The following is a 19,293-nucleotide window of genomic DNA, read 5'->3' on the forward strand; positions in this document are numbered from 1 at the left end:
CACGACGCCGAAGCCCCTCCTCACCGACGGTGAAAGCCGGGCCGTGCGCGTGCCCCGGTGAAGCTCTCAGGTCGAGATGACAGAGGGGGAGGCCGTCCGGGTACCCGCGCCGTGGTACCCCTCGCAGGTCGCAATGACCAGGAGGCCCCCGCAGATGACAGCCCACCGCATCTCCCTCTCGGACCTGGAGCGCGGCACGCCCTTCGAGCGCCGCCACATCGGCCCCGACGCCGAGGCCCAGGCCAAGATGCTCGCGCAGGCCGGTTTCGGCTCCCTCGACGAGCTCACCGCGGCCGCCGTGCCCGAGGTGATCCGCAGCACCGAGGCGCTCGGCCTGCCCGGCGCCCGCACCGAGGCCGAGGTCCTGGCCGAGCTCCGGGAGCTCGCCGGCCGCAACCAGGTGCTCACCTCCATGATCGGCCTGGGCTACCACGGCACGTTCACCCCGCCGGTGATCCTCCGCAACGTCATGGAGAACCCTGCCTGGTACACGGCCTACACCCCGTACCAGCCCGAGATCTCCCAGGGCCGCCTGGAGGCGCTGCTCAACTTCCAGACGGTCGTCGCCGACCTGACCGGCCTGCCGACCTCCGGCGCCTCCCTCCTCGACGAGGGCACCGCCGCCGCCGAGGCCATGGCCCTCTCCCGGCGCGTCGGCAAGGTCAAGAACGGGGTCTTCCTCGTCGACGCCGACACCCTCCCGCAGACCATCGCGGTCATAGAGACCCGCGCCGAGCCCACCGGCGTCGAGGTCGTCGTCGCCGACCTCTCCGGCGGCATCCCCGCGGAGCTCGCCGAGCGCGGCGTCTTCGGCGTCCTGCTCCAGTACCCCGGCGCCTCCGGTGCCGTCCACGACCTCCGCCCCGTGATCGAGCAGGCGCACGGCCTCGGCGCCGTCGTCACCGTCGCCGCCGACCTGCTCGCCCTCACCCTCCTCACCCCGCCCGCCGAGCTGGGCGCCGACATCGCCGTCGGCACCACCCAGCGCTTCGGCGTGCCCATGGGCTTCGGCGGCCCGCACGCCGGCTACATGGCAGTCCGCGAGCAGTTCGCCCGCTCCCTGCCCGGCCGCCTCGTCGGCGTCTCCGTCGACGCCGACGGCAACAAGGCGTACCGCCTCGCCCTCCAGACCCGCGAGCAGCACATCCGCCGCGAGAAGGCCACCAGCAACATCTGCACCGCGCAGGTGCTGCTCGCCGTCATGGCCGGCATGTACGCCGTCTACCACGGCCCCGAGGGCCTGGCCGGCATCGCCCGCCGCACCCACCGCTACGCCGCGATCCTCGCGGAGGGCCTGCGCGCCGGCGGCGTGGAGGTCGTGCACGGGACGTTCTTCGACACCGTCACCGCGCGCGTGCCCGGCCGGGCGGCCGAGGTCGTCGCCGCGGCCCGCGAGCACGGCGTCAACCTGCGCCTGACCGACGCGGACCACGTCGGCATCGCCTGCGACGAGACCACCACCCGCGCCCACCTCGCCGCGGTGTGGTCGGCGTTCGGCGTGACCGGCGACGTCGAGGCGCTCGACGCCGCGGCCGCCGACGCCCTCCCCGAGAGCCTGCTGCGCACCGGCGAGTACCTCGCCCACCCGGTCTTCCACCAGCACCGCTCCGAGACCGCCATGCTGCGCTACCTGCGCCGCCTGGCCGACCGCGACTACGCCCTGGACCGGGGCATGATCCCGCTCGGCTCGTGCACGATGAAGCTCAACGCGACCACCGAGATGGAGCCGGTCACCTGGCCCGAGTTCGGCGCGCTGCACCCCTTCGCGCCCGTCGAGCAGGCCGAGGGCTACCTCACCCTCATCCGCGAGCTCGAGGAGCGGCTGGCCGAGGTCACCGGCTACGACAAGGTGTCGCTCCAGCCCAACGCCGGTTCCCAGGGCGAGCTGGCCGGCCTGCTGGCCGTCCGCGCCTACCACCGCGCCAACGGCGACGAGCAGCGCACCGTCTGCCTCATCCCCTCCTCCGCGCACGGCACCAACGCCGCCAGCGCCGTGATGGCCGGGATGAAGGTCGTGGTGGTGAAGACCGCCGAGGACGGCGAGATCGACGTCGAGGACCTGCGCGCCAAGATCGAGCAGTACCGCGACGAGCTGTCCGTCCTGATGATCACCTACCCGTCCACGCACGGCGTGTTCGAGGAGCACGTCGCCGACATCTGCGCGGCCGTGCACGACGCGGGCGGCCAGGTGTACGTCGACGGCGCCAACCTCAACGCGCTGGTGGGCCTGGCCCGCCCGGGCCGGTTCGGCGGCGACGTCTCCCACCTGAACCTGCACAAGACGTTCTGCATCCCGCACGGCGGCGGCGGCCCCGGCGTCGGCCCGGTCGCGGTCCGCGCCCACCTCGCCCCGTACCTGCCCAACCACCCGCTGCGGCCCAGTGCCGGCCCGGAGACGGGCGTCGGCCCGGTCTCGGCGGCGCCGTGGGGCTCGGCCGGCATCCTGCCGATCTCCTGGGCGTACGTGCGGCTGATGGGCGGCGAGGGCCTCAAGCGCGCCACGCAGGTGGCCGTGCTCAGCGCCAACTACGTGGCCAAGCGCCTGGAGCCGCACTACCCCGTGCTCTACACCGGCCCCGGCGGCCTGGTCGCCCACGAGTGCATCGTCGACCTGCGGCCGCTGACCAAGAGCACCGGCGTCACCGTGGACGACGTGGCCAAGCGCCTGATCGACTACGGCTTCCACGCCCCGACGATGTCGTTCCCGGTGGCCGGCACGCTGATGATCGAGCCGACCGAGAGCGAGGACCTCGCGGAGCTGGACCGTTTCTGCGAGGCGATGATCGCCATCCGTGCGGAGATCGAGAAGGTCGGCACCGGCGAGTGGGACAAGGACGACAACCCGCTGCGCAACGCCCCGCACACCGCCGCCTCGGTGGCCGGTGCGTGGGAGCGTTCCTACAGCCGTGAAGAGGCCGTCTTCCCGGCCGGGGTGTCGGCTGCCGACAAGTACTGGCCGCCGGTGCGCCGCATCGACGGTGCCTTCGGCGACCGGAACCTGGTGTGTTCCTGCCCGCCGCTGGACGAGTACGAGGGCCAGTAGGCCCACGCGCCCGTACGCGGTACGGGCAGGGGCGGGGGCCGGTCCGGCAGTGCGCCGGGCCGGCCCTCGGCCGCGCTAGGCGGCCCTCACCACGTGACCGGCGCCCAGCGGCGCGCGGTGCGGCGCGATGACCTGCCCGTCGGGCAGCAGTTCGCCGGTGTCCTCGAAGCAGACGACGCCGTTGCACAGCAGGCTCCAGCCCTGCTGCGGGAACGTCGCCACCAGGTGGGCCGCCTCCCGGTCTGCGGAGTCGGCCGAGGGACACGTGGGCTGGTGCGGGCACATGGCAGGGATCTCTCGCTCAGATGTGGTGGCTGTCCTGCGGCTCGATGAAGTGGTCATGCCGCCCCCCGTTTGCCTTCGTCGTTACGGTCCCAGTGTTGCCCCGCGGCCCTGGTTCCGCAGGGATTTCACCGTGACGCTCCTCACATGAGGAAGACGCATCACCCGTGCGGGCGGTTGCCCGGCGGTGGGGGGCCGGATCGGGGGGTTCTGGCATGGCCGGAGCGGGCTAGTCCTCCTGGGGCGGCCGGGCTGGGCCGCTTCTCGACTGCCTTCCGGCCGCTTTCCGGCCGCTTTCCGGGCCCGGACGCGGCGGCGCCCCGCGGGCCCGGTGCGGGCGCGGGGCGCGTGGGTGCGTGCCGGGGGGTGCGTGCGTCCCGGTGCCGCTCAGGCCGTGGCCTGGAGCCGCGCGCCGGGGGAGAGGCGCGGGGTCAGCAGGGGCAGCAGGTCGGCGGCGCGGTGCGGACGGTGCGCGGCGATGCCCGGCGGGGCGGGGGCCAGCGGGATGAGCACGTCACCGGGGGCGAACAGCTCGAACGCGGCGTCGGCTGTGATGTCGGCGTGCAGCCACAGGGTGAGCATGTACAGGCCCGGTACGGACAGCAGTCGCGGCTGGTACGGCGTGGGCAGCGCCTCGGCCTGGGCCAGCGCCCGCTCGGTGGAGGCCAGGTAGGGCCCCTCGAAGAAGTGCGAGAACGCCCAGCCGTCCGGCGTGGGCATCGCCTCGCCGGCGGCCACGGCCCGGTCCCCGTCCTTGATGAGGAAGCGCCAGCCGGTGAGCCGGGTACGTGCCGCGGTGCCCCGCGCGCCGGCCTGCTCCAGGACGTGGACCGGCAGGGGGTCCCCGGCGGTGAGGGGGGTGCGGGCCGAGCGGAGCGAGGGTGTGCGGTCCTCGCGGACGGCGGTGGGGGAGCCGAGGGCCGTACGAATGCTCCGCAGGGCAGGCGCGGGTGCAGGGGGAACGTGCAGCGGCATGGCGGGTCGCCTCTCGCTAGGGAGACACGTGGGGCTGGGCAGGTGCGGACAACGCTGTCGGCATGCGGGGTCAGAGGGGGCCGGAACCGACTCCGGAGCGCTTGCTCTCTGCCTCATTCCGGAGTTTATACGACACGTGTTCACATGGTGTTTCCGCTAGCTGTCGGCAGTATTTCCGACAAGGGCAAAACGCGACTTTCGTGGCGGGGGATTTCGGTGAATTTGTCACCCATTCCAGGCGCCTGACCTCGGCCTCGGCGTCCAATACGGTAGGCCGGATCCCGTCGGTGTTTATCACCAGCCGCCTTCGATACGGACCCCGGTCTTCGGTATGCCGAGTGAATGTGCCGGAGAGCGCCGGTCAAGAGCCTACCGGCTGTGCGGCTGTCATGGGGGCGTTATGGATCGGCCGGGCTGGGCATCATCGACCGTGACGAGGCGGCGGGTGCCGCCGGTGACCCGTACGAGGGGGGACGCAGCATGGGTGAGAAGGTCGTGTCCGAGGCATTCGACCTCGCCGACCGGCTGCGCCACCGCGACAAGCTGAAGCAGTGCCTCCAAGCACTGGAGAGGCTGCTGGCGGAGAAGCGTTTCGACCGCCCCCGCAATCTCATGGGGCTGGAGATCGAGCTGAATCTCGCGGGCCCCGACGGGATGCCGAGCATGGTGAATGCAGAAGTTCTCGAACGCATCGCCAGCCAAGATTTCCAGACCGAGCTGGGGCAGTTCAACCTGGAAGTGAACATCGTGCCCCACCGGCTCTCCGGCCGTGTTCTCGACCAGCTCGCGGAAGAACTGCGCGCCGGCCTGTCGTACGCCGACCGCCGGGCCATGGAGGTCGGCTCGGGCATCGTGATGATCGGCAGCCTGCCCACGCTCACCAGCGACCACCTGGTGCGCGGCAACCTCTCCACGGCCGACCGCTACACCCTGCTCAACGAGCAGGTGCTGGCCGCCCGTGGCGAGGAGTTCACCATCGACATAGCCGGCGTCGAGCGACTGACCTGCACCGCCCGGTCCATCGCTCCGGAGGCCGCCTGCACCTCCGTCCAGCTGCACCTCCAGGTCACCCCCGGGCGGTTCGCCGCCGTGTGGAACGCCGCCCAGGCCGTGGCCGCCGCCCAGATCGCCGTGGGCGCCAACTCGCCCTTCCTCTTCGGCCGCGAGCTGTGGCGCGAGTCGCGGCCGCCGCTGTTCGTCCAGTCCACCGACACCCGCCCGCCCGAGCTCCAGCACCAGGGGGTCCGGCCCCGCACCTGGTTCGGGGAGCGCTGGATCTCCTCGGCGCAGGAGCTGTTCGAGGAGAACCTGCGGTACTTCCCGCCGCTGCTGCCCATCTCCCACGACGAGGACCCGCTGCGCGTGCTGGACGGCGGCGGCGTGCCCGGCCTGCACGAACTCACCCTGCACAACGGCACGATCTACCGCTGGAACCGGCCCGTGTACGGCATCGCCGACGGCGTGCCGCACCTGCGCGTGGAGAACCGCGTCCTGCCGGCCGGCCCCACCGTCACCGACGTCATGGCCAACACCGCCTTCTACTACGGGCTGGTGCGCGCGCTCGCCGAGGAGAGCCGCCCGGTGTGGACCCGGCTGCCCTTCGCCGTCGCCGCCGAGAACTTCGACGAGGCGTGCCGGCACGGCATCGACGCCCGCCTGCGCTGGCCCCGGCCCGGCCGCGGCGGCCCGCCCGTCCCCGTCGACGCCGTACGGCTGGTGCTCGACGAACTCCTGCCGCTGGCCGCCGCCGGGCTGGACGCCTGGGGCGTCGAGCCCGCCGACCGGGACCACTGCCTCGGCGTGATCGAGCAGCGCTGCCGGCGACGGGTCAACGGCGCCTCCTGGCAGGCCGCCACCTACCACCGCGCCCTGGAGGCCGGCATGGACCGGCAGCAGGCCCTGGCCGCCACCACGCGCCGCTACTGCGAACTCATGCGCACGGGGGAGCCCGTGCACGCCTGGCCCGACGGGCCCTGACGGCCGGAACCCCGGACACACCGCGCACCACCCGTAAGGGCGGCCGACACGGCCCGCCACCCCGGCGCGCGCCCCTCCGCCCTCGTCGGGCAAGCTGTGACGACCGCCGGAAAGGGCGGCACGGCACAGCGGGAGGCGGACAGTGCGGGACCACCCCGAAGGCGGCACGGCGGGCGGCACCACCGCCCCGGCCGGGGCACCGGCCACCGGAGCGCCGGCCGCCCGGACCCTGCGCGCCGAGCTGCTGATCGTGCTGGCCCTCTCGCTCGGGGCCAGCGCCGTCTCGGCGCTCATCAGCTTCGCCGGCTCCCTCACCCGCCCCGGGCACCTCAAGGACCAGGCCGCCACGCTCAACGCCTCGCACGCGCCCGGCCGGCCCTGGCTCGACCTCGCCTGGCAGGTGTTCGGCATCGCCACGGCCCTCGTGCCCGTCGTGCTCGTCCTCCACCTGCTGGCGCGCGAGGGCACCGGCGCGCGCGGCATCGGCTTCGACCTGCGCCGGCCCGGCTCCGACCTCGGCCGCGGTGCCGCCCTCGCCGCGGCCGTCGGCGGCACCGGGCTGGCGTTCTACCTCGCCGTCCAGGCCGCCGGCGGCAACCTGACCGTGGTGCCGTCGGCGCTCCCGGACGTCTGGTGGCGCATCCCCGTCCTCGTCGCCTCCGCCGTGCAGAACGCCGTCCTGGAGGAGGTCGTGGTCGTCGGCTACCTGCTGCGCCGGCTCGGGCAGCTGGGCTGGACGCCAGCCGCGGCACTGGCCGCCAGCGCCGTGCTGCGCGGCTCGTACCACCTCTACCAGGGCGTCGGCGGGCTGCTCGGCAACATGGCCATGGGTGTGCTGTTCGTGCTGCTGTACCGCAGGTGGGGGCGGGTGGGGCCGCTCGTCGCCGCGCACGCGCTGATCGACATCGTGGCCTTCACCGGGTACGTGCTGCTGGCCGGAAAGGTGAGCTGGCTGCCCACGGCGTGAGCGCGCCCGGGGCCTTTGCGCCGGGAATCCTTACGCCAGCAGTTCGCCGTCGATGACGGTCACGGCCCGCCCCGTCAGGAGTGTGCGCCCGCCACGGACCGCCGTACGCACCGAGCCGCCGCGGGCCGACGCCTGCCACCCCGTCAGGTCGGTGCGGCCCAGCCGGCCGGACCAGAAGGGTGCCAGCGCCGTGTGCGCGCTGCCGGTCACGTGGTCCTCGTCGATGCCGACGTTGGGGAAGAAGCCGCGCGAGACGTAGTCGTACCCGCGCGCGGGGTCCTCGGCCCGCGCGGTGGCGATCACCCCGCGCCTCGACAGCCGGGCGACCTCCGCGAGGTCCGGGGCGAGGCCGCGCACCGTCTTCTCGTCCGCCAGCTCCACGAGCAGGTCACCGACGTGCGGACCGGTGTCCAGGACGGTCAGCGGCTCGGCTCCCAGCGCGTCCGGCAGGCCCTCGGGGACGGTCGTCGCGGTGAGCGGGGCGGTGGGGAAGTCCATGGTCACGGGCCCGTCGGCGTGCGCGGTGGTCACCAGCACGCCGCAGCGGGCGGCGAACCGCACCGTCCCCGAGGCCGTACCGGTGGCGTGCAGGACGTGGGCGGTGGCCAGGGTGGCGTGCCCGCACATGTCCACCTCGGTCAGGGGCGTGAACCACCGCAACGCCCAGTCCGCGCCCCGCTCCTCGGCCTCCGCGGCCGTCAGGGGCCGGGCGAAGGCCGTCTCGGGGTGGTTGACCTCCGCGGCGATGCTCCGCATCCGGTCGTCGTCGGGGAAGGAGTCCAGCAGCATGACGCCCGCCGGATTGCCGGTGAAGGCACGGTCGGTGAAGGCGTCGACGATTCGAATCCGCATGCTGCGACGGTAGGAGCCGGACGGCCGTCGGCCCAGGGCCAATTGGGAGCGGGTGGCCCGGTGGTGGCGCGCGTGGGACGGCGCGTGCGCCCCTGAGACGGTGGCCGTCCCGTGTCCTTCTGAAGGAGGAGGCGCCTCGGGTTCGGCCCGTCTCACGTCGGACAGGAGAATGGGTCTCTCCGGGGATGACCCGGACACCCGGGGACTGATGGGGTGGGACGGGTGCACAGCAGTACACCTGACACCGGAGGGGCCCGGAGCGTGGAGGAGCCCGCGCCCGGCCGGGAGCTGGCCGCCGCGCTGGCGGTGGCCCGTCGGCGTGCCACGCGCGACGGCGACGGGCAGACCGACACCGCGCATCTGTTGCACGCGCTGCTGGAGGCGGACCCGGCCGTGCGCGACGCCGTGCCCGGCGGCCCCCACCAGGTCGCCCGGCTGCTGGGGTACCTGGTGCAGCGCGCCATCGGCTACGGGCTGCGCTGGAAGGGCGCCGTCGAGGAGTCCGGCGCGCCGCCCGTGCCGCCCGGTACGGCCCCCGGCTGGTCCCCGGCCGCGGCGGGCGCCCTGCGGCTGGCCCGCGCCCGTGCCCGTACGCGCGGGGCAGCGGCCCTGACCGGGCCGGACGTCCTGGGTGCGCTGGTCGCCGACCCCAGGTGCCGCGCGGTGGACGTGCTGCGCAGGGCCGGGGCCGACACTGCCGCTCTGGCCGTGCGGCTGGAGGAGATACAGGGCCCCGCTCCGGCGGAGTGCGCCTCCCGCCCGTAGGGCGCTGCCGCGCGCCCCTGTCCGGTGGCCGGACGGCGCTTGTCCGGCCCGTGGCCCTCCGCATAGGGTGGTGATCATGCCGACCACCGCTGTTCTCCCGCCTCCCGCCGCCTAGCGCGGGCGGCTGCCTTCCGGAAGCACCGGGCCCGGTGCGCGTGACGCGCCGGGCCGATCGCCGCTGCCCGCAGACGGACAACGCGATCATCACGTCTTCCGTGGGAGAACAGCCATGCGGCAATCGTCCGCCTCTTCCTCAGCCATATCTGCGACGCCTGCGACTTCGGTGTCGTCCGCTCAGCCGGCTGCTCGTTCGTCTGCTCGTTCCTCGACCCCGTCCGTGGGCCGTGGCCTGGTGTACGTCACCGTCGCCGGCCTGGCGTGGGGCACCGCGGGGCCGACCGCGGCCCTGGCCTTCGCCGGCAGTGGGCTCGGCCCCATGGCCCTCACTTTCTGGCGCGTGCTGGGCGGCCTGCTCCTGCTGCTGGCCGTACGGCCCTTCGTCCGTCCGCGCGGTGCACGGCCGGACGCCCGGCGCGAGCCGGCCGGGCGGCGCGCCGTGCGGGTCCTCGTCACGGGCCTGGGGCTGACCGTCTTTCAGGCCGCCTACTTCGGTTCGGTCGATGCCACGGGCACGGCCGTGGGCACGGTGGTCACCCAGGGCGCCACACCCGTGCTGGTCGCCCTGGGGTGCCGGCTGTTCCTGGGCGAGCGGCTGGGGCTGGGCGGCGGTGTGGCGGTGACCGGTGCGCTGGCCGGCCTCGCCGTGCTGACGCTGGGGGACGGTACGGGCGCGGTGCGGCCGGCCGGTGTGGTCCTCGGCGTCGTATCGGCCGGCGGGTACGCGGTGGTGGCCGTGTACACCCGGTCGTTGGCGCGGAAGGGGCGGGGCGCCGACCCGTTCGCCGCGACGCTGACGTCGTTCGCGGTGGGCGCCGTGTGCCTGCTGCCGCTCGCGGCGGCCGAAGGGCTCTGGCCGCGCGCCGAGGGGCTGGGGCGCACGCTGGTGCTGATGGGCTACCTGGTGAGCGTGCCGACGGCGCTGGCCTACGGGTTGTTCTTCGCGGGGCTGGCGGCCGTGCGGGCCACCACCGTCACGGTGGTGACGCTGCTGGAGCCGGTGACGGCGGCGGTGCTGGCCGTGCTGGTGCTCGACGAGCGCCTGACGGCGGCGACCGTCGTGGGCACGGCGGTGCTGCTGGGGGCCGTGGTCGCGCTCGCCCATGCGGAGACGCGCGCGGGGCAGGGCCGTGCGGGTGCCCGCTCGCGGGTGCGTGCGGGCGGCCGTCCGGCCCCGGAGGCGCAGTCCCCGGTCAGCCGCGGGTGAGGTAGGCGGGCAGCGGGATGCCGGGGGTCAGGTCGTCGGCGGCCACCGGTGTCCCGTAGGCCGTGCCGACGGGGACGACGCCGGCCCAGTGGGGGAGGGCGAGGTCTTCGGGGTCGTCCCCCGGGCCGGCGTCGCGGACCTTGGCGGAGACCTCCTCCAGGTCGAGCCGCAGCACGGCGGTGGCCGCCAGCTCCTTGGCGGAGGCGGGGCGCGAGTCGGCGGACCGGCCCGGCACGACCTGGTCGACCAGGGCGTCCAGGGCGAGCCGCAACTCGGCCTCGTCGGTGACCTGCCGGGCCGTGCCGTGCACCATGACGGACCGGTAGTTGAGGGAGTGGTTGAAGGCGGAGCGGGCCAGGACCAGGCCGTCGAGGTGGGTGACGGTCAGGCAGACGGGCAGGCCATCGTCCCCGGCGCGGCCGGCGGCGCGCAGCGGCCGGGAGCCGGTCGACCCGTGCACGTAGAGGCGCTCCCCGACGCGTCCGTAGAGCGTCGGCAGGACCACGGGTGCGCCGTCCCGGACGAAGCCGAGGTGGCAGACGTACCCGGCGTCGAGTATCGCGTGCACCAGCGCGCGGTCGTACGAGGCCCGGTCGCGGTAACGGGTGGGCGTGGTGCGGGCGGTCGCGGCGTACGCGGTTCCGGTGGACGCCGGGGAGGGGAAACCCATTGCGGACTCCATTGCGCTAGTGCATAGTGGGCTTTGTGCTAGGAGAGTATCGGATCGAGGGGCGCCGCGCAGCGGACATTTCCGCGAGCGTGGAGCGCGCGGTGGGACAGGGCCGGCTCGCGCCGGGCGACGTGCTCCCGCCGCTGCGCGAACTGGCCGTGGAGCTGGGCGTGAACCACAACACGGTGGCCGCGGCCTACCGCATGCTGCGCGACCGCGGAGTGATCGAGACGGCCGGCCGTCGCGGCAGCCGGGTGCGCCCGCGCCCGGCCACCACGCCCCGCGAGCTCATCGCCGTCGAGGCGCCGGGCGCGCGCGACGTCGCGTCCGGCAACCCCGACCCGGACCTGCTGCCCCCGCTCGCCGAGGCGCTGACCGCGGCCGCCGGGCAGGCCCGGCGGCCGGTGCTCTACGGGGAGCCCCCCGTCGACACGGAGCTGGAGCGGCTGGCCCGCGAGGCGTTCATGGCAGAGGGCGTGCCGCCGGGCCCCGTCGCCGTCACCTCCGGCGCGCTCGACGGCATCGAGCGCGTGCTGAGCGCCCATCTGCGCCCCGGGGACGCGGTGGCCGTGGAGGACCCGGGCTGGGGCAATGTGCTCGACCTCGTCCCGGCGCTCGGGCTGCGTACGGTGCCGGTGCCACTGGACGACGAGGGGCCGCTGCCCGCCGGGGTGGACCGGGCCCTGCGGCAGGGCGCGCGCGCCCTGCTGGTCACCGGGCGCGCCCAGAACCCCACGGGGGCGGCGATCACAGAGGAGCGCGCCCGTGAGCTGCGCGCCGTGCTGGCCGGGCACCCGGGCGTGCTGCTGGTCGAGGACGACCACGGTCACGGCATCGTCGACGTGCCGCTGCGTCCGCTGGGCGGCGTCACCACGCACTGGGCGCTGGTGCGTTCGGTCGCCAAGACCCTCGGGCCGGACCTGCGCCTGGCGGTGCTCACGGGCGACACGGTCACCGTCGACCGGGTGCGCGGCCGGCAGCGGCTGGGCCAGGGCTGGGTCAGCCACGTCCTGCAGGACGTGGTGCTGCATCTGTGGCGCACCGGGGCCGTGGACGAGGCGGCGGTGGCCGCGTCCTACCGCAGGCGGCGTGAGGCGCTCGTGGCGGCGCTGCACGAGAGGGGCGTCGAGGCCCACGGGCGCAGCGGGTTCAACGTGTGGATACCGGTGGTGGACGAGACCGGTGCGGTCGCGCGGATGCTCCAGGCGGGGTGGGCGGTGGCGCCGGGGGCCCGCTTCCGTATCGCCTCCCCGCCGGGCGTGCGGGTGACGGTCTCGGGCCTGGCGCCGGAGGAGATACCGGCGGTCGCGGACGCCCTGGCCGCCGCGACGGCCCCGGCCCCCGCCGGGCGCTACGCCTAGGCCGACAGGGGCTGGGGGCAGGGGTCTGGGTGCCGCCGCGGTCAGGACTTCCGCGGCCGGCTCTGGGTCAGCGCGGCTCCGGCGAGGACGATCAGTGCGCCCACCGGGGTGTTCCAGGTGAGGCGCTCACCGAGGAGGGCGACGCCCGCTGCGGTGGCGACCACCGGGATGAAGTAGGTCGTCAGCGTGGCCGTGGTGGGTCCCACCTCCGCCACCAGCCCGAACTGGAGCAGGAAGGCGAGCCCGGTGCCCAGGGCGCCGAGCGCGAAGACGGCCAGCAGCGGCACCACGGGCAGCGAGTGCGGGAGGGGCGCCAGCAGGGGAGCGGCCACCGCCAGCTGGACGGTGCCGGTGAGCAGCTGGGAGGAGGAGAGCGTCAGGTTCGAGTGACCGCTGCCGGACAGCGTGCGCCGCACGTAGATCCAGCCCACGGCGTAGCTGGCCGAGGCGACCAGGGCCATCAGCGTGCCCGCCGGATCCTGGCCGGAGAAGCCCTGCCAGGCGCCCAGCACGGTCAGCACGCCCACGAAGCCCAGGCCCAGCCCCGCGAAGCGGCGCCGCGTCGGCCGGTCCTCGGAGAGCGCCACCAGCGAGAGCAGCATGCCCCACAGCGGGGTGGTGGCGTTGCAGATGCCGGCCAGCGTGGAGGAGATGGTCAGCTCGGAGTAGGCGAAGAGCGTGAACGGCAGCGTGTTGAGCAGGAACGCCGCGACCGCTATGTGGCCCCAGGTGCGCGGCGCGCGCGGCAGCCGCTGGCGCCCCACGACCAGGGCCACCAGCAGCACGGCGGTGCCGAAGAACATCCGGCCGAACGACACGTAGGGCGGCGCGAAGCCGTCCGTGCCGAGCTTGATGAAGAGGAAGCTGAAGCCCCAGATCAGGGACAGCACGCCGAACTTGATGCGCCAGTCCGGCCCGCGCCGTGCCGGGCCGGCGTCGGAGGAAGCGGAAAGGGCCGCGGAGGACGAGGCGGAGGAGGCGGGCGAGGCGGAGGAGGCGGAAGGGGCCGAGGAGGGAGAGGTGGTGCCGGAGCTCATGACCCTCTACCCTGCCGAGGAAGTCCTCTTAGAACAAGTGAATAAATCTTCGTTCCATCGCGTAGCATCGCTTATATGTTGAACCTGGAGCGCCTGCGCACCCTCAGCGCCGTGGCCCGGCACGGCTCGGTCAGCGGCGCCGCGGACGGACTGCACGTGACCACGTCCGCGGTCTCCCAGCAGCTGGCCAAGCTGGAGCGGGAGACCGGCCAGCAACTGCTGGCCAAGAACGGCCGCGGCGTCCGGCTCACCGACGCCGGGCGGCTGCTCGCCGATCACGCCTCGCGCATCCTCTCGCAGGTCGAGGTGGCCCAGGCCGACCTGGAGGCCCAGCGCGGCCAGGCGGTGGGCGAGCTGCTCATGGGCGCCTTCCCCACCGCCGCCCGCGGCCTGTTCCCCGCCGCCCTCGCCGGGCTGCGCACCGCCCACCCCCAGCTGCGGGCCCGCCTCCAGGAGATGGAGCAGGACGAGGCCGTGCCACGCGTCGTGCACGGCGACATCGACCTGGCCGTCGTCCTCGACTGGTACAACAAGCCGCTGCCGGTCCCCGCCGAGCTGGTCAAGGCGCCCATCCTCGACGACCCGGTGGACGTCGCCGTCCCCGCCGGCCATCCTCTGGCCGGCCGGGCCAAGGTGAACCTGGCGGACTTCGCCGACGACGAGTGGATCTCCTGGCCGAAGGGCGAGTTCTGCCACGACTGGCTGATGCTCACCCTGCGCGGCAAGAGCGTCGAGCCGCGCATCGCGCACACGGCCGAGGAGCACCAGACCCAGCTCGCCCTGGTCGCCGCCGGCCTCGGCGTGGCCGTCGCGCCGCGACTCGGCCGGGGGCCGGTGCCCGACGGGGTGCGGGTGCTGCCCGTCGAGCACACGATGTGCCGGCACGTCTTCGCCATCTGGCGCGCCGACGCCGACCGCAGGCCCTCGATCCGGGCCGCCGTCGATGCCCTGCGCACGGCCGCCCGCGCCCTTACGGAGGAGGCCCGCTGAGCTTCCCGAAGTCCCAGGAGACCACCCGCTCCGGGCGCAGCCGCAGCCACGCGTGCCGGCCGTCGTAGGGCATCGGCCGCCCGCCGAAGTACTTCGCCGCGAACAGCCGCTCCGGCTCCCGCAGTTCCCCGCACGGCAGCCCCGCGCGCGGCACCTCGCCCACCGGCTCGGCCCGCCCCGACAGCTCGGCGCCGCGCAGCTCGCCGTACTCCCGTCCGTCGTCGGCCAGGACCGCCACCCGCCCGTCCCGCCGCACGTCGGCCCACCGGCGGCTGCGCGTGAGCGAGTACAGCCACAGCGCCGTACCGTCCCAGACGAACCACAGCGCGCTGACGTGGGGACGCCCTTCCGGCCCCACCGTCGCCATCCGGCACGTCCACTGCCCGGCCAGGAAGGCGTCCAGCTCGCCCCCGGTCATCATCACCCGCCGCCCCCGCCGCTGACCGCCGTGCGACGCCACCATGCCACCCCCAGAGGACCTGACTGCCCGTCAGTTCATGGGCAGCATCACCCCCTATCCTCGGACACGCAACGCCGATACGGCTGTTCGAGAGGGGCGGAACATGGTGGACGCCGAGAGCACCGTGCTGCTCACCGTCGAGTGCCAGCGGGGCGTCGTCGGCCCCGAGAGCGCCCTGCCCGAGCTCGCCGCCGTCGCCCGCTCCTCCGGCGTGCTCCACCGTGTGGCCCGGCTCGTCGACGGGGCCCACCGGGCCGGCATCCAGGTCGTGCACGCCGTCGCCGAACGCCGCCCCGACGGCCTGGGCACCGGCCGCAACGCCCCGTTGCTCCGGGCCGCCGAACGGCTGCCCGTGCAGCAACTGGCCGGCAGCCACGCCGTCCGCGTCGCCGACCCCGTACCCGTCGACGCGAGCGACCTGGTCGTCCGCCGCCTGCACGGCCTCTCCCCCCTGGCCGGCACCGGCCTGGACGCCGTCCTGCGCAACCTGGGCTGCCGCACCCTGATCGTCACGGGCGTCTCCGCGAACGTGGCCGTCCCCAACACCGTCTTCGACGCGGTCAACCTGGGCTACGCCGCCGTGGTCCCGGCCGACGCCATCGCCGGCGTCCCCGCCGACTACACCGCCGCCGTCCTCCGCCACACCCTCGCCGCCGTGGCCACCCTGACGACCACCGACGAACTCCTGCGAGCCTGGCACCGGCCCCGCCGGCCCCGCCGACGCCCTGGGGGCGGCGACGAGGACCGGGACCGCTGAGACACCCCTCGTCCCGGCGCTCACCCGTTGCCCCGTCAGCATCGCCTGGCGACAGTACTGTTGGGGAATGGCCGACGAGACGTACAACAGCCTGGACGGGCGGGCGGACGTGGTGGTCCAGGCAGGCAGCATCGGGGAGCTGCACCAGCACCTTCCCGCGGCTCCGCGTGTCGCCGAGGTTGTGCCCTTCCAGCTGCCGCCCGCGCTGGTCCACTTCGAGAACCGGCATGCCGAGCAGGAGCGCATCGCACGGGCGGCCGACAGCCATGCGGAGGACGACACGCCGCTCGTCGTCGCGCTGACCGGGATGGGCGGGGTCGGCAAGACGGCCCTGGGCTTCCACGTCGCCCGCAAGCTCAGCGGACGGTATCCGGACGGCGTGCTGTACGTGGACCTCGACGACCTGCGCCGCGAAGGCGTGGTGGAGGTCGCGGACGCGGTGGCCGGGCTGCTCGGCGGGCTGGGCGTCCCGCCGGACTGGCTGGAACGGTCCTTCGCCGGCAGGACGCAGCAGTACTGGACCCGTACCCGGGGCAAGCGGCTCATCGTGGTCGTCGACAACGCCCGCTACGGCACCGAGGTCGTGCCGCTGCTCCCGGCCGGCGGCGGCAGCCTGGCGATCGTGACCAGCCAGGGGCCGCTCCACGACCTCGACGGCGTGGCCGCGGTCGAGGTGCCGGTGGGTCCGCTGACGGTGGACGACGCCGCCCGGCTGCTCACGCGCCTGGTCGACGACCCACGGCTGGCGGCGGAGCCGGACGCCGCGGCGGAGCTGGCCCGCGGGTGCGGGGGGCTGCCGGCGGCCCTCCGGGTCGCCGGCCAGTGGGTGCGCAAGTACCGCAGGCGCAGTCTGTCCCGGCTGGTGGCCGAGTTGACCGAGGAGCTGTGGCAGAAGGGCGTCCCCATGGTCGAAGCGGTGTGGGACGCCGCGTTCGCCGGGCTCGCACCGGAGCCCGCCCGGCTCTACTGCCTGCTGCCGCAGCACCCCGCTCCCGTCGTCACCCCCGCGGCCGCCGCCGCGTTGCTCGGATGCGGTCTCCAGCCCGCCGAGGACGCGCTGGAGGAGCTGGAGGCGGCGGGCCTGCTGGAGAGCGGACCCGAGGGGTTCCGCATGCACGACCTCCTGCGCGGGCACGCCGACCGCCGGGCGCGGCGGGCCGACCCCGGCGGGACGGCCCGCGCCGCGGCGCGCCGGCGGCTGATCCGCTGGTACCGGCGGCAGGCGGCCCGGGCCGACCTGCTGGCGGCCGGCCCGCGCATGACGTTCGCCCCGGAGGCGGAACTGCCGGCCGGCGGTCCTCCCGACGTCGTCTTCACCGGCAGGACGGACGCCCTCAGATGGCTGGAGTCCCAGCGGAGCGCCCTGTACGGCTGCGTGCGGCTGGCTTTCGACGCCGGGCTGTTCGAGGACGCCTGGGCCCTGTGCGAGCCGCTGTGGACCCACTTCCTCGACCATCCGCACTACGCGGACGTCACGGACGCCTTCCGTACCGGCGTGGCCGCGGCCGATCGCTCGGAGCACCTGGCGGCGATGGTGCGCATGCGCTGCCAGCTGGCCAGGCCGCTGTGGGAACAGCAGCAGTACGAGCAGGCCGCGGAGGAGCTCCGGCGGGCGTCGAGCGCCGCCGAGGCCCTGGGCACGTCACCCGGGGAACGCAAACTGGCGGCTTCGGCCATGGAGTTCCGGGGGCTGCTCAAGTCGGCGCAAGGGGACTGGGCCGCCGCCGTGGTGGACTTCGAGGCCGCCCGCCGGATTCACGCCGGGATCGGGAACGCGTACGGCGTGCTGCTGCAGACCTACCTGCTGGGCCGCACCGCCCTGAGCCAGGGCGAACCGGAGCGGGCCGTGGCTCTGCTGCGCGAGGCGCACGCCATGGCGCGGGAACAGCAACGGGAGCGCATGACGGCGCGGACCGGCTTCGAACTGGGCCGTGCGCTCCGGCGGGCCGGCCGTGCGCCGGAGGCGGGAGAGCTGATCCGCGCGTCCCTGGAGAACGCCCGCGAGCGGGGCTCGGCGTTCGACGAGGCCCGGATACTGGAGGAACTGGCCCTCCTGGAGGACGAACTCGGTGCACGCTCCGAAGCAGCGGCATGCCGGGAGGCGGCGCGACAGCTGGCCGAGCGCTTCGGCGGACTGCCGGGCCCGGCTCAGAGCTCGTGACGGAGGTCCGCCTCCCCGGCCGGCGACACGGTGACCCGGACGGTGAGCGGGCCGATGTCGCACACGAGCGTCGCCGGTACCGACCCCGCCGTACTGCCCAGCCAGGCGTGGACCGCTGACACCACCGCCGTCGGATCGGGCCGCAGGACGCGCCCCGTGTCGTTCCCGCACGGGGCTGTGCGAACGCTGAGCAGGCCCGCCGAGCGGTGCCGCACCAGGCAGTGCTCGGGGGTGAGGACGGCGGCCGCGGTCCGGCACCCCGGGGCCTCGTCCAGTATTCGGGCGGTCCAGCCCGCCGCCGTCCAGGTGTCGGTGTGCGGTGCGGGGGACGAGGGCCGGGCGTGGCGCCACAGGACCGCCGCGCTCTGCACCTGGCGGAGACCGGCCTCGGGGTGTTCGGCCGCCAGGTGGTGCACCGGTTCGGACGTCGACGGTGCGAACCGGGTGACGGCGATCCGGTGCCCGGACACGTCGGCCCGTACCGCGAAGGCCGACGGGCGCCGGGGCGCGGCGGCCGGCGGGGGAAGCGGGTGCGGCGCCACCGGCAGGGCCGGCGGCCGCAGCCCCAGCAGGTGGTAGAGCCTGTCGCGCAGGCGCGGCAGGGCCTGGCCCGGCCGGGCGAAGGCGGCGTCGGCGAAGCCCCTGGTGTCCACGGCTCCGGCGGCGTGGAACGCCTCTTCCAGCCCGGAGGCATCGGTCAGCCGGGGAACACCCGCCAGCAACCGGTCCATGGGGCTGCCGGGGACCAGCTCGCGGCCGCCGTCGTACGCCCCGATGACGGGTCTGCCGAGGGCGGCCGCGTAGAGCGCGGCGGAGCCGTGATCCGTGACGACGGCGTCGGCCGCGACGAGAAGGGCGGCCCACTCCTCCCGGGGCCCGGCCAGGACCAGGCCGCCCGCCAGTGCGGGGGCGAGCCGCCGGGAGAGGTCGAACGCCCCGGTCCGGCTGTGCTCGTTCGGGTGGAGGACGAGACCGATCTGGTACGCGTCGTGCGCGAGCCGGCCGACGAGCTCGCCCGGCAGGCAGGGCCGCCGGGCGAGCAGCGACTCCGGCCCCCACGTGGAGGTGAGGACGACGAGCCGTCTCCCGCCGGTGCCCAGGGCGGAACGGTAGGTGTCGCGGTGGGCGGCCGACTCGAGCAGCCGGTCCAGGGTCGGGTCGCCGACCACCGCTGCGCGGGCGGCGGTACGGGGGCAGTGCTCGGCCAGGCGGTCGAGCTGGTCGCCGTGGGCGAGGGCGTGGAACGCGGCCAGCGGCTCGCTGCCGGCCGTCAGGTAGTGCGGGTCGAGGCCGGAGGGCAGGTCCGGCGTTCCCTCTTCGGCGAGGGCCTTGTTGAAGCCGGCGCCGTGCGGCAGGAGCACGCGGGGGCCGGAGAGGAACCGCAGCGCGCCCTTGGGGCTGGCGGTGAGGATCAGGTCGTACCGGGAGGCGCGGGCCTCGTCCCAGCTGACGGAACGTGCGCCGGCTCCTTCCAGGGCCCGGAGGGCGTCCACGTCGAAGGCCGAACCCGGCACCAGCGCGAACCGGGTGACGATGCGCTCGTCACCGTCGAAGACGGGCAGGACGTCGAGGAGCCGGTACAGGGCGACCGCCGACCGCACCGCAAGCAGCACTGCCCGCTGCCCGCTGCCCGCTGCCCGCTGCCCGCTGCCCGCTGCCCGCTGCCCGCTGC

16 protein-coding genes are annotated in these 19,293 nt (G+C 74.7%); 9 read left to right on the forward strand and 7 right to left on the reverse strand.

Going from position 1 to position 19,293, the window contains the following annotated elements:
* The first annotated feature begins 154 nt into the window (after window positions 1-154).
* The gene (gene gcvP, locus IE305_RS32325) at window positions 155-3,043 is read left to right on the forward strand and encodes an aminomethyl-transferring glycine dehydrogenase (protein WP_190133416.1); all 2,889 of its coding nucleotides are present in this window, start codon (window positions 155-157) and stop codon (window positions 3,041-3,043) included.
* Window positions 3,044-3,118: 75 nt separating this feature from the next.
* Here gcvP and IE305_RS32330 read toward each other — a convergent pair whose 3' ends face one another.
* Window positions 3,119-3,328, reverse strand: a complete 210-nt coding sequence (locus IE305_RS32330) for a DUF5999 family protein (RefSeq protein WP_190133417.1) — start codon at window positions 3,326-3,328, stop codon at window positions 3,119-3,121.
* 384 nt (window positions 3,329-3,712) lie between these two features.
* Window positions 3,713-4,300: a hypothetical protein gene (locus IE305_RS32335; protein ID WP_190133418.1), complete on the reverse strand. Its 588-nt coding sequence runs from the start codon at window positions 4,298-4,300 to the stop codon at window positions 3,713-3,715.
* Window positions 4,301-4,780: 480 nt separating this feature from the next.
* Here IE305_RS32335 and IE305_RS32340 point away from each other — a divergent pair, with 480 nt between their 5' ends.
* Together IE305_RS32340 and IE305_RS32345 are read left to right on the forward strand one after the other, a co-directional pair.
* Window positions 4,781-6,277, forward strand: coding sequence for a glutamate-cysteine ligase family protein (locus IE305_RS32340; RefSeq protein ID WP_190133432.1), 1,497 nt, complete (start codon window positions 4,781-4,783; stop codon window positions 6,275-6,277).
* Between the two features lie 229 nt (window positions 6,278-6,506).
* A complete protein-coding gene (locus IE305_RS32345; RefSeq protein WP_229891835.1) occupies window positions 6,507-7,244 on the forward strand; it encodes a CPBP family intramembrane glutamic endopeptidase in 738 nt (245 codons plus the stop codon).
* Window positions 7,245-7,274: 30 nt separating this feature from the next.
* On the opposite strand, the gene IE305_RS32350 is transcribed toward IE305_RS32345, so the two are convergent.
* Complete coding sequence (locus IE305_RS32350; RefSeq protein ID WP_190133420.1) at window positions 7,275-8,096, reverse strand: PhzF family phenazine biosynthesis protein; 822 nt, start codon at window positions 8,094-8,096, stop codon at window positions 7,275-7,277.
* 261 nt (window positions 8,097-8,357) lie between these two features.
* On the opposite strand from IE305_RS32350, the gene IE305_RS32355 reads away from it, so the two are divergent.
* Together IE305_RS32355 and IE305_RS32360 are read left to right on the forward strand one after the other, a co-directional pair.
* Window positions 8,358-8,861: a Clp protease N-terminal domain-containing protein gene (locus tag IE305_RS32355; protein WP_229891831.1), complete on the forward strand. Its 504-nt coding sequence runs from the start codon at window positions 8,358-8,360 to the stop codon at window positions 8,859-8,861.
* 337 nt (window positions 8,862-9,198) lie between these two features.
* On the forward strand, window positions 9,199-10,185 hold the full coding sequence (locus IE305_RS32360) for a DMT family transporter (protein WP_229891833.1): 987 nt from the start codon (window positions 9,199-9,201) through the stop codon (window positions 10,183-10,185).
* On the opposite strand, the gene IE305_RS32365 is transcribed toward IE305_RS32360, so the two are convergent.
* The gene (locus IE305_RS32365) at window positions 10,172-10,855 is read right to left on the reverse strand and encodes a pyridoxamine 5'-phosphate oxidase family protein (protein ID WP_190133423.1); all 684 of its coding nucleotides are present in this window, start codon (window positions 10,853-10,855) and stop codon (window positions 10,172-10,174) included. The two genes, IE305_RS32360 and IE305_RS32365, sit on opposite strands and share 14 nt — an antisense overlap.
* Window positions 10,856-10,890: 35 nt before the next feature.
* Here IE305_RS32365 and IE305_RS32370 point away from each other — a divergent pair, with 35 nt between their 5' ends.
* On the forward strand, window positions 10,891-12,216 hold the full coding sequence (locus IE305_RS32370; RefSeq protein WP_190133424.1) for an aminotransferase class I/II-fold pyridoxal phosphate-dependent enzyme: 1,326 nt from the start codon (window positions 10,891-10,893) through the stop codon (window positions 12,214-12,216).
* Window positions 12,217-12,257: 41 nt separating this feature from the next.
* Here IE305_RS32370 and IE305_RS32375 read toward each other — a convergent pair whose 3' ends face one another.
* Window positions 12,258-13,253 (reverse strand): DMT family transporter, encoded by a 996-nt coding sequence (locus IE305_RS32375; protein ID WP_190133425.1) that lies wholly within the window; start codon window positions 13,251-13,253, stop codon window positions 12,258-12,260.
* A 75-nt stretch (window positions 13,254-13,328) separates the two neighbouring features.
* Between IE305_RS32375 and IE305_RS32380 the strand changes: the two genes are divergently transcribed.
* Entirely contained in the window at window positions 13,329-14,243 is a 915-nt protein-coding gene (locus IE305_RS32380) for a LysR family transcriptional regulator (protein ID WP_190133426.1), read from the forward strand.
* Here the strand turns inward: IE305_RS32380 and IE305_RS32385 are convergent.
* On the reverse strand, window positions 14,224-14,706 hold the full coding sequence (locus IE305_RS32385) for a pyridoxamine 5'-phosphate oxidase family protein (RefSeq protein WP_190133427.1): 483 nt from the start codon (window positions 14,704-14,706) through the stop codon (window positions 14,224-14,226). The two genes, IE305_RS32380 and IE305_RS32385, sit on opposite strands and share 20 nt — an antisense overlap.
* A gap of 100 nt (window positions 14,707-14,806) precedes the next feature.
* Between IE305_RS32385 and IE305_RS32390 the strand changes: the two genes are divergently transcribed.
* A complete protein-coding gene (locus IE305_RS32390) occupies window positions 14,807-15,460 on the forward strand; it encodes a cysteine hydrolase family protein (protein ID WP_190133428.1) in 654 nt (217 codons plus the stop codon).
* 67 nt (window positions 15,461-15,527) lie between these two features.
* Window positions 15,528-17,621 carry an NB-ARC domain-containing protein gene (locus tag IE305_RS32395; protein ID WP_190133429.1) on the forward strand — a complete coding sequence of 698 codons (2,094 nt, stop codon included), beginning with the start codon at window positions 15,528-15,530 and terminating at the stop codon, window positions 17,619-17,621.
* Here IE305_RS32395 and IE305_RS32400 read toward each other — a convergent pair.
* Window positions 17,609-19,222 carry a translation initiation factor 2 gene (locus IE305_RS32400; protein WP_190133433.1) on the reverse strand — a complete coding sequence of 538 codons (1,614 nt, stop codon included), beginning with the start codon at window positions 19,220-19,222 and terminating at the stop codon, window positions 17,609-17,611. The genes IE305_RS32395 and IE305_RS32400 overlap by 13 nt on opposite strands.
* Window positions 19,223-19,293 lie beyond the last annotated feature (71 nt).

Source organism: Streptomyces mashuensis (assembly GCF_014654785.1).
In the GTDB taxonomy this organism is placed as follows: Bacteria; Actinomycetota; Actinomycetes; order Streptomycetales; family Streptomycetaceae; genus Streptomyces; species Streptomyces mashuensis.

Coding starts and splice junctions, on each gene's coding strand:
- IE305_RS32385 (WP_190133427.1), bottom strand. CDS start 14,706: ATGGTGGCGTCGCACGGCGGTCAGCGGCGGGGGCGGCGGGTGATGATG.
- IE305_RS32340 (WP_190133432.1), top strand. CDS start 4,781: ATGGGTGAGAAGGTCGTGTCCGAGGCATTCGACCTCGCCGACCGGCTG.
- IE305_RS32375 (WP_190133425.1), bottom strand. CDS start 13,253: ATGAGCTCCGGCACCACCTCTCCCTCCTCGGCCCCTTCCGCCTCCTCC.
- IE305_RS32380 (WP_190133426.1), top strand. CDS start 13,329: ATGTTGAACCTGGAGCGCCTGCGCACCCTCAGCGCCGTGGCCCGGCAC.
- IE305_RS32350 (WP_190133420.1), bottom strand. CDS start 8,096: ATGCGGATTCGAATCGTCGACGCCTTCACCGACCGTGCCTTCACCGGC.
- IE305_RS32365 (WP_190133423.1), bottom strand. CDS start 10,855: ATGGGTTTCCCCTCCCCGGCGTCCACCGGAACCGCGTACGCCGCGACC.
- IE305_RS32395 (WP_190133429.1), top strand. CDS start 15,528: ATGGCCGACGAGACGTACAACAGCCTGGACGGGCGGGCGGACGTGGTG.
- IE305_RS32390 (WP_190133428.1), top strand. CDS start 14,807: ATGGTGGACGCCGAGAGCACCGTGCTGCTCACCGTCGAGTGCCAGCGG.
- gcvP (WP_190133416.1), top strand. CDS start 155: ATGACAGCCCACCGCATCTCCCTCTCGGACCTGGAGCGCGGCACGCCC.
- IE305_RS32330 (WP_190133417.1), bottom strand. CDS start 3,328: ATGTGCCCGCACCAGCCCACGTGTCCCTCGGCCGACTCCGCAGACCGG.
- IE305_RS32335 (WP_190133418.1), bottom strand. CDS start 4,300: ATGCCGCTGCACGTTCCCCCTGCACCCGCGCCTGCCCTGCGGAGCATT.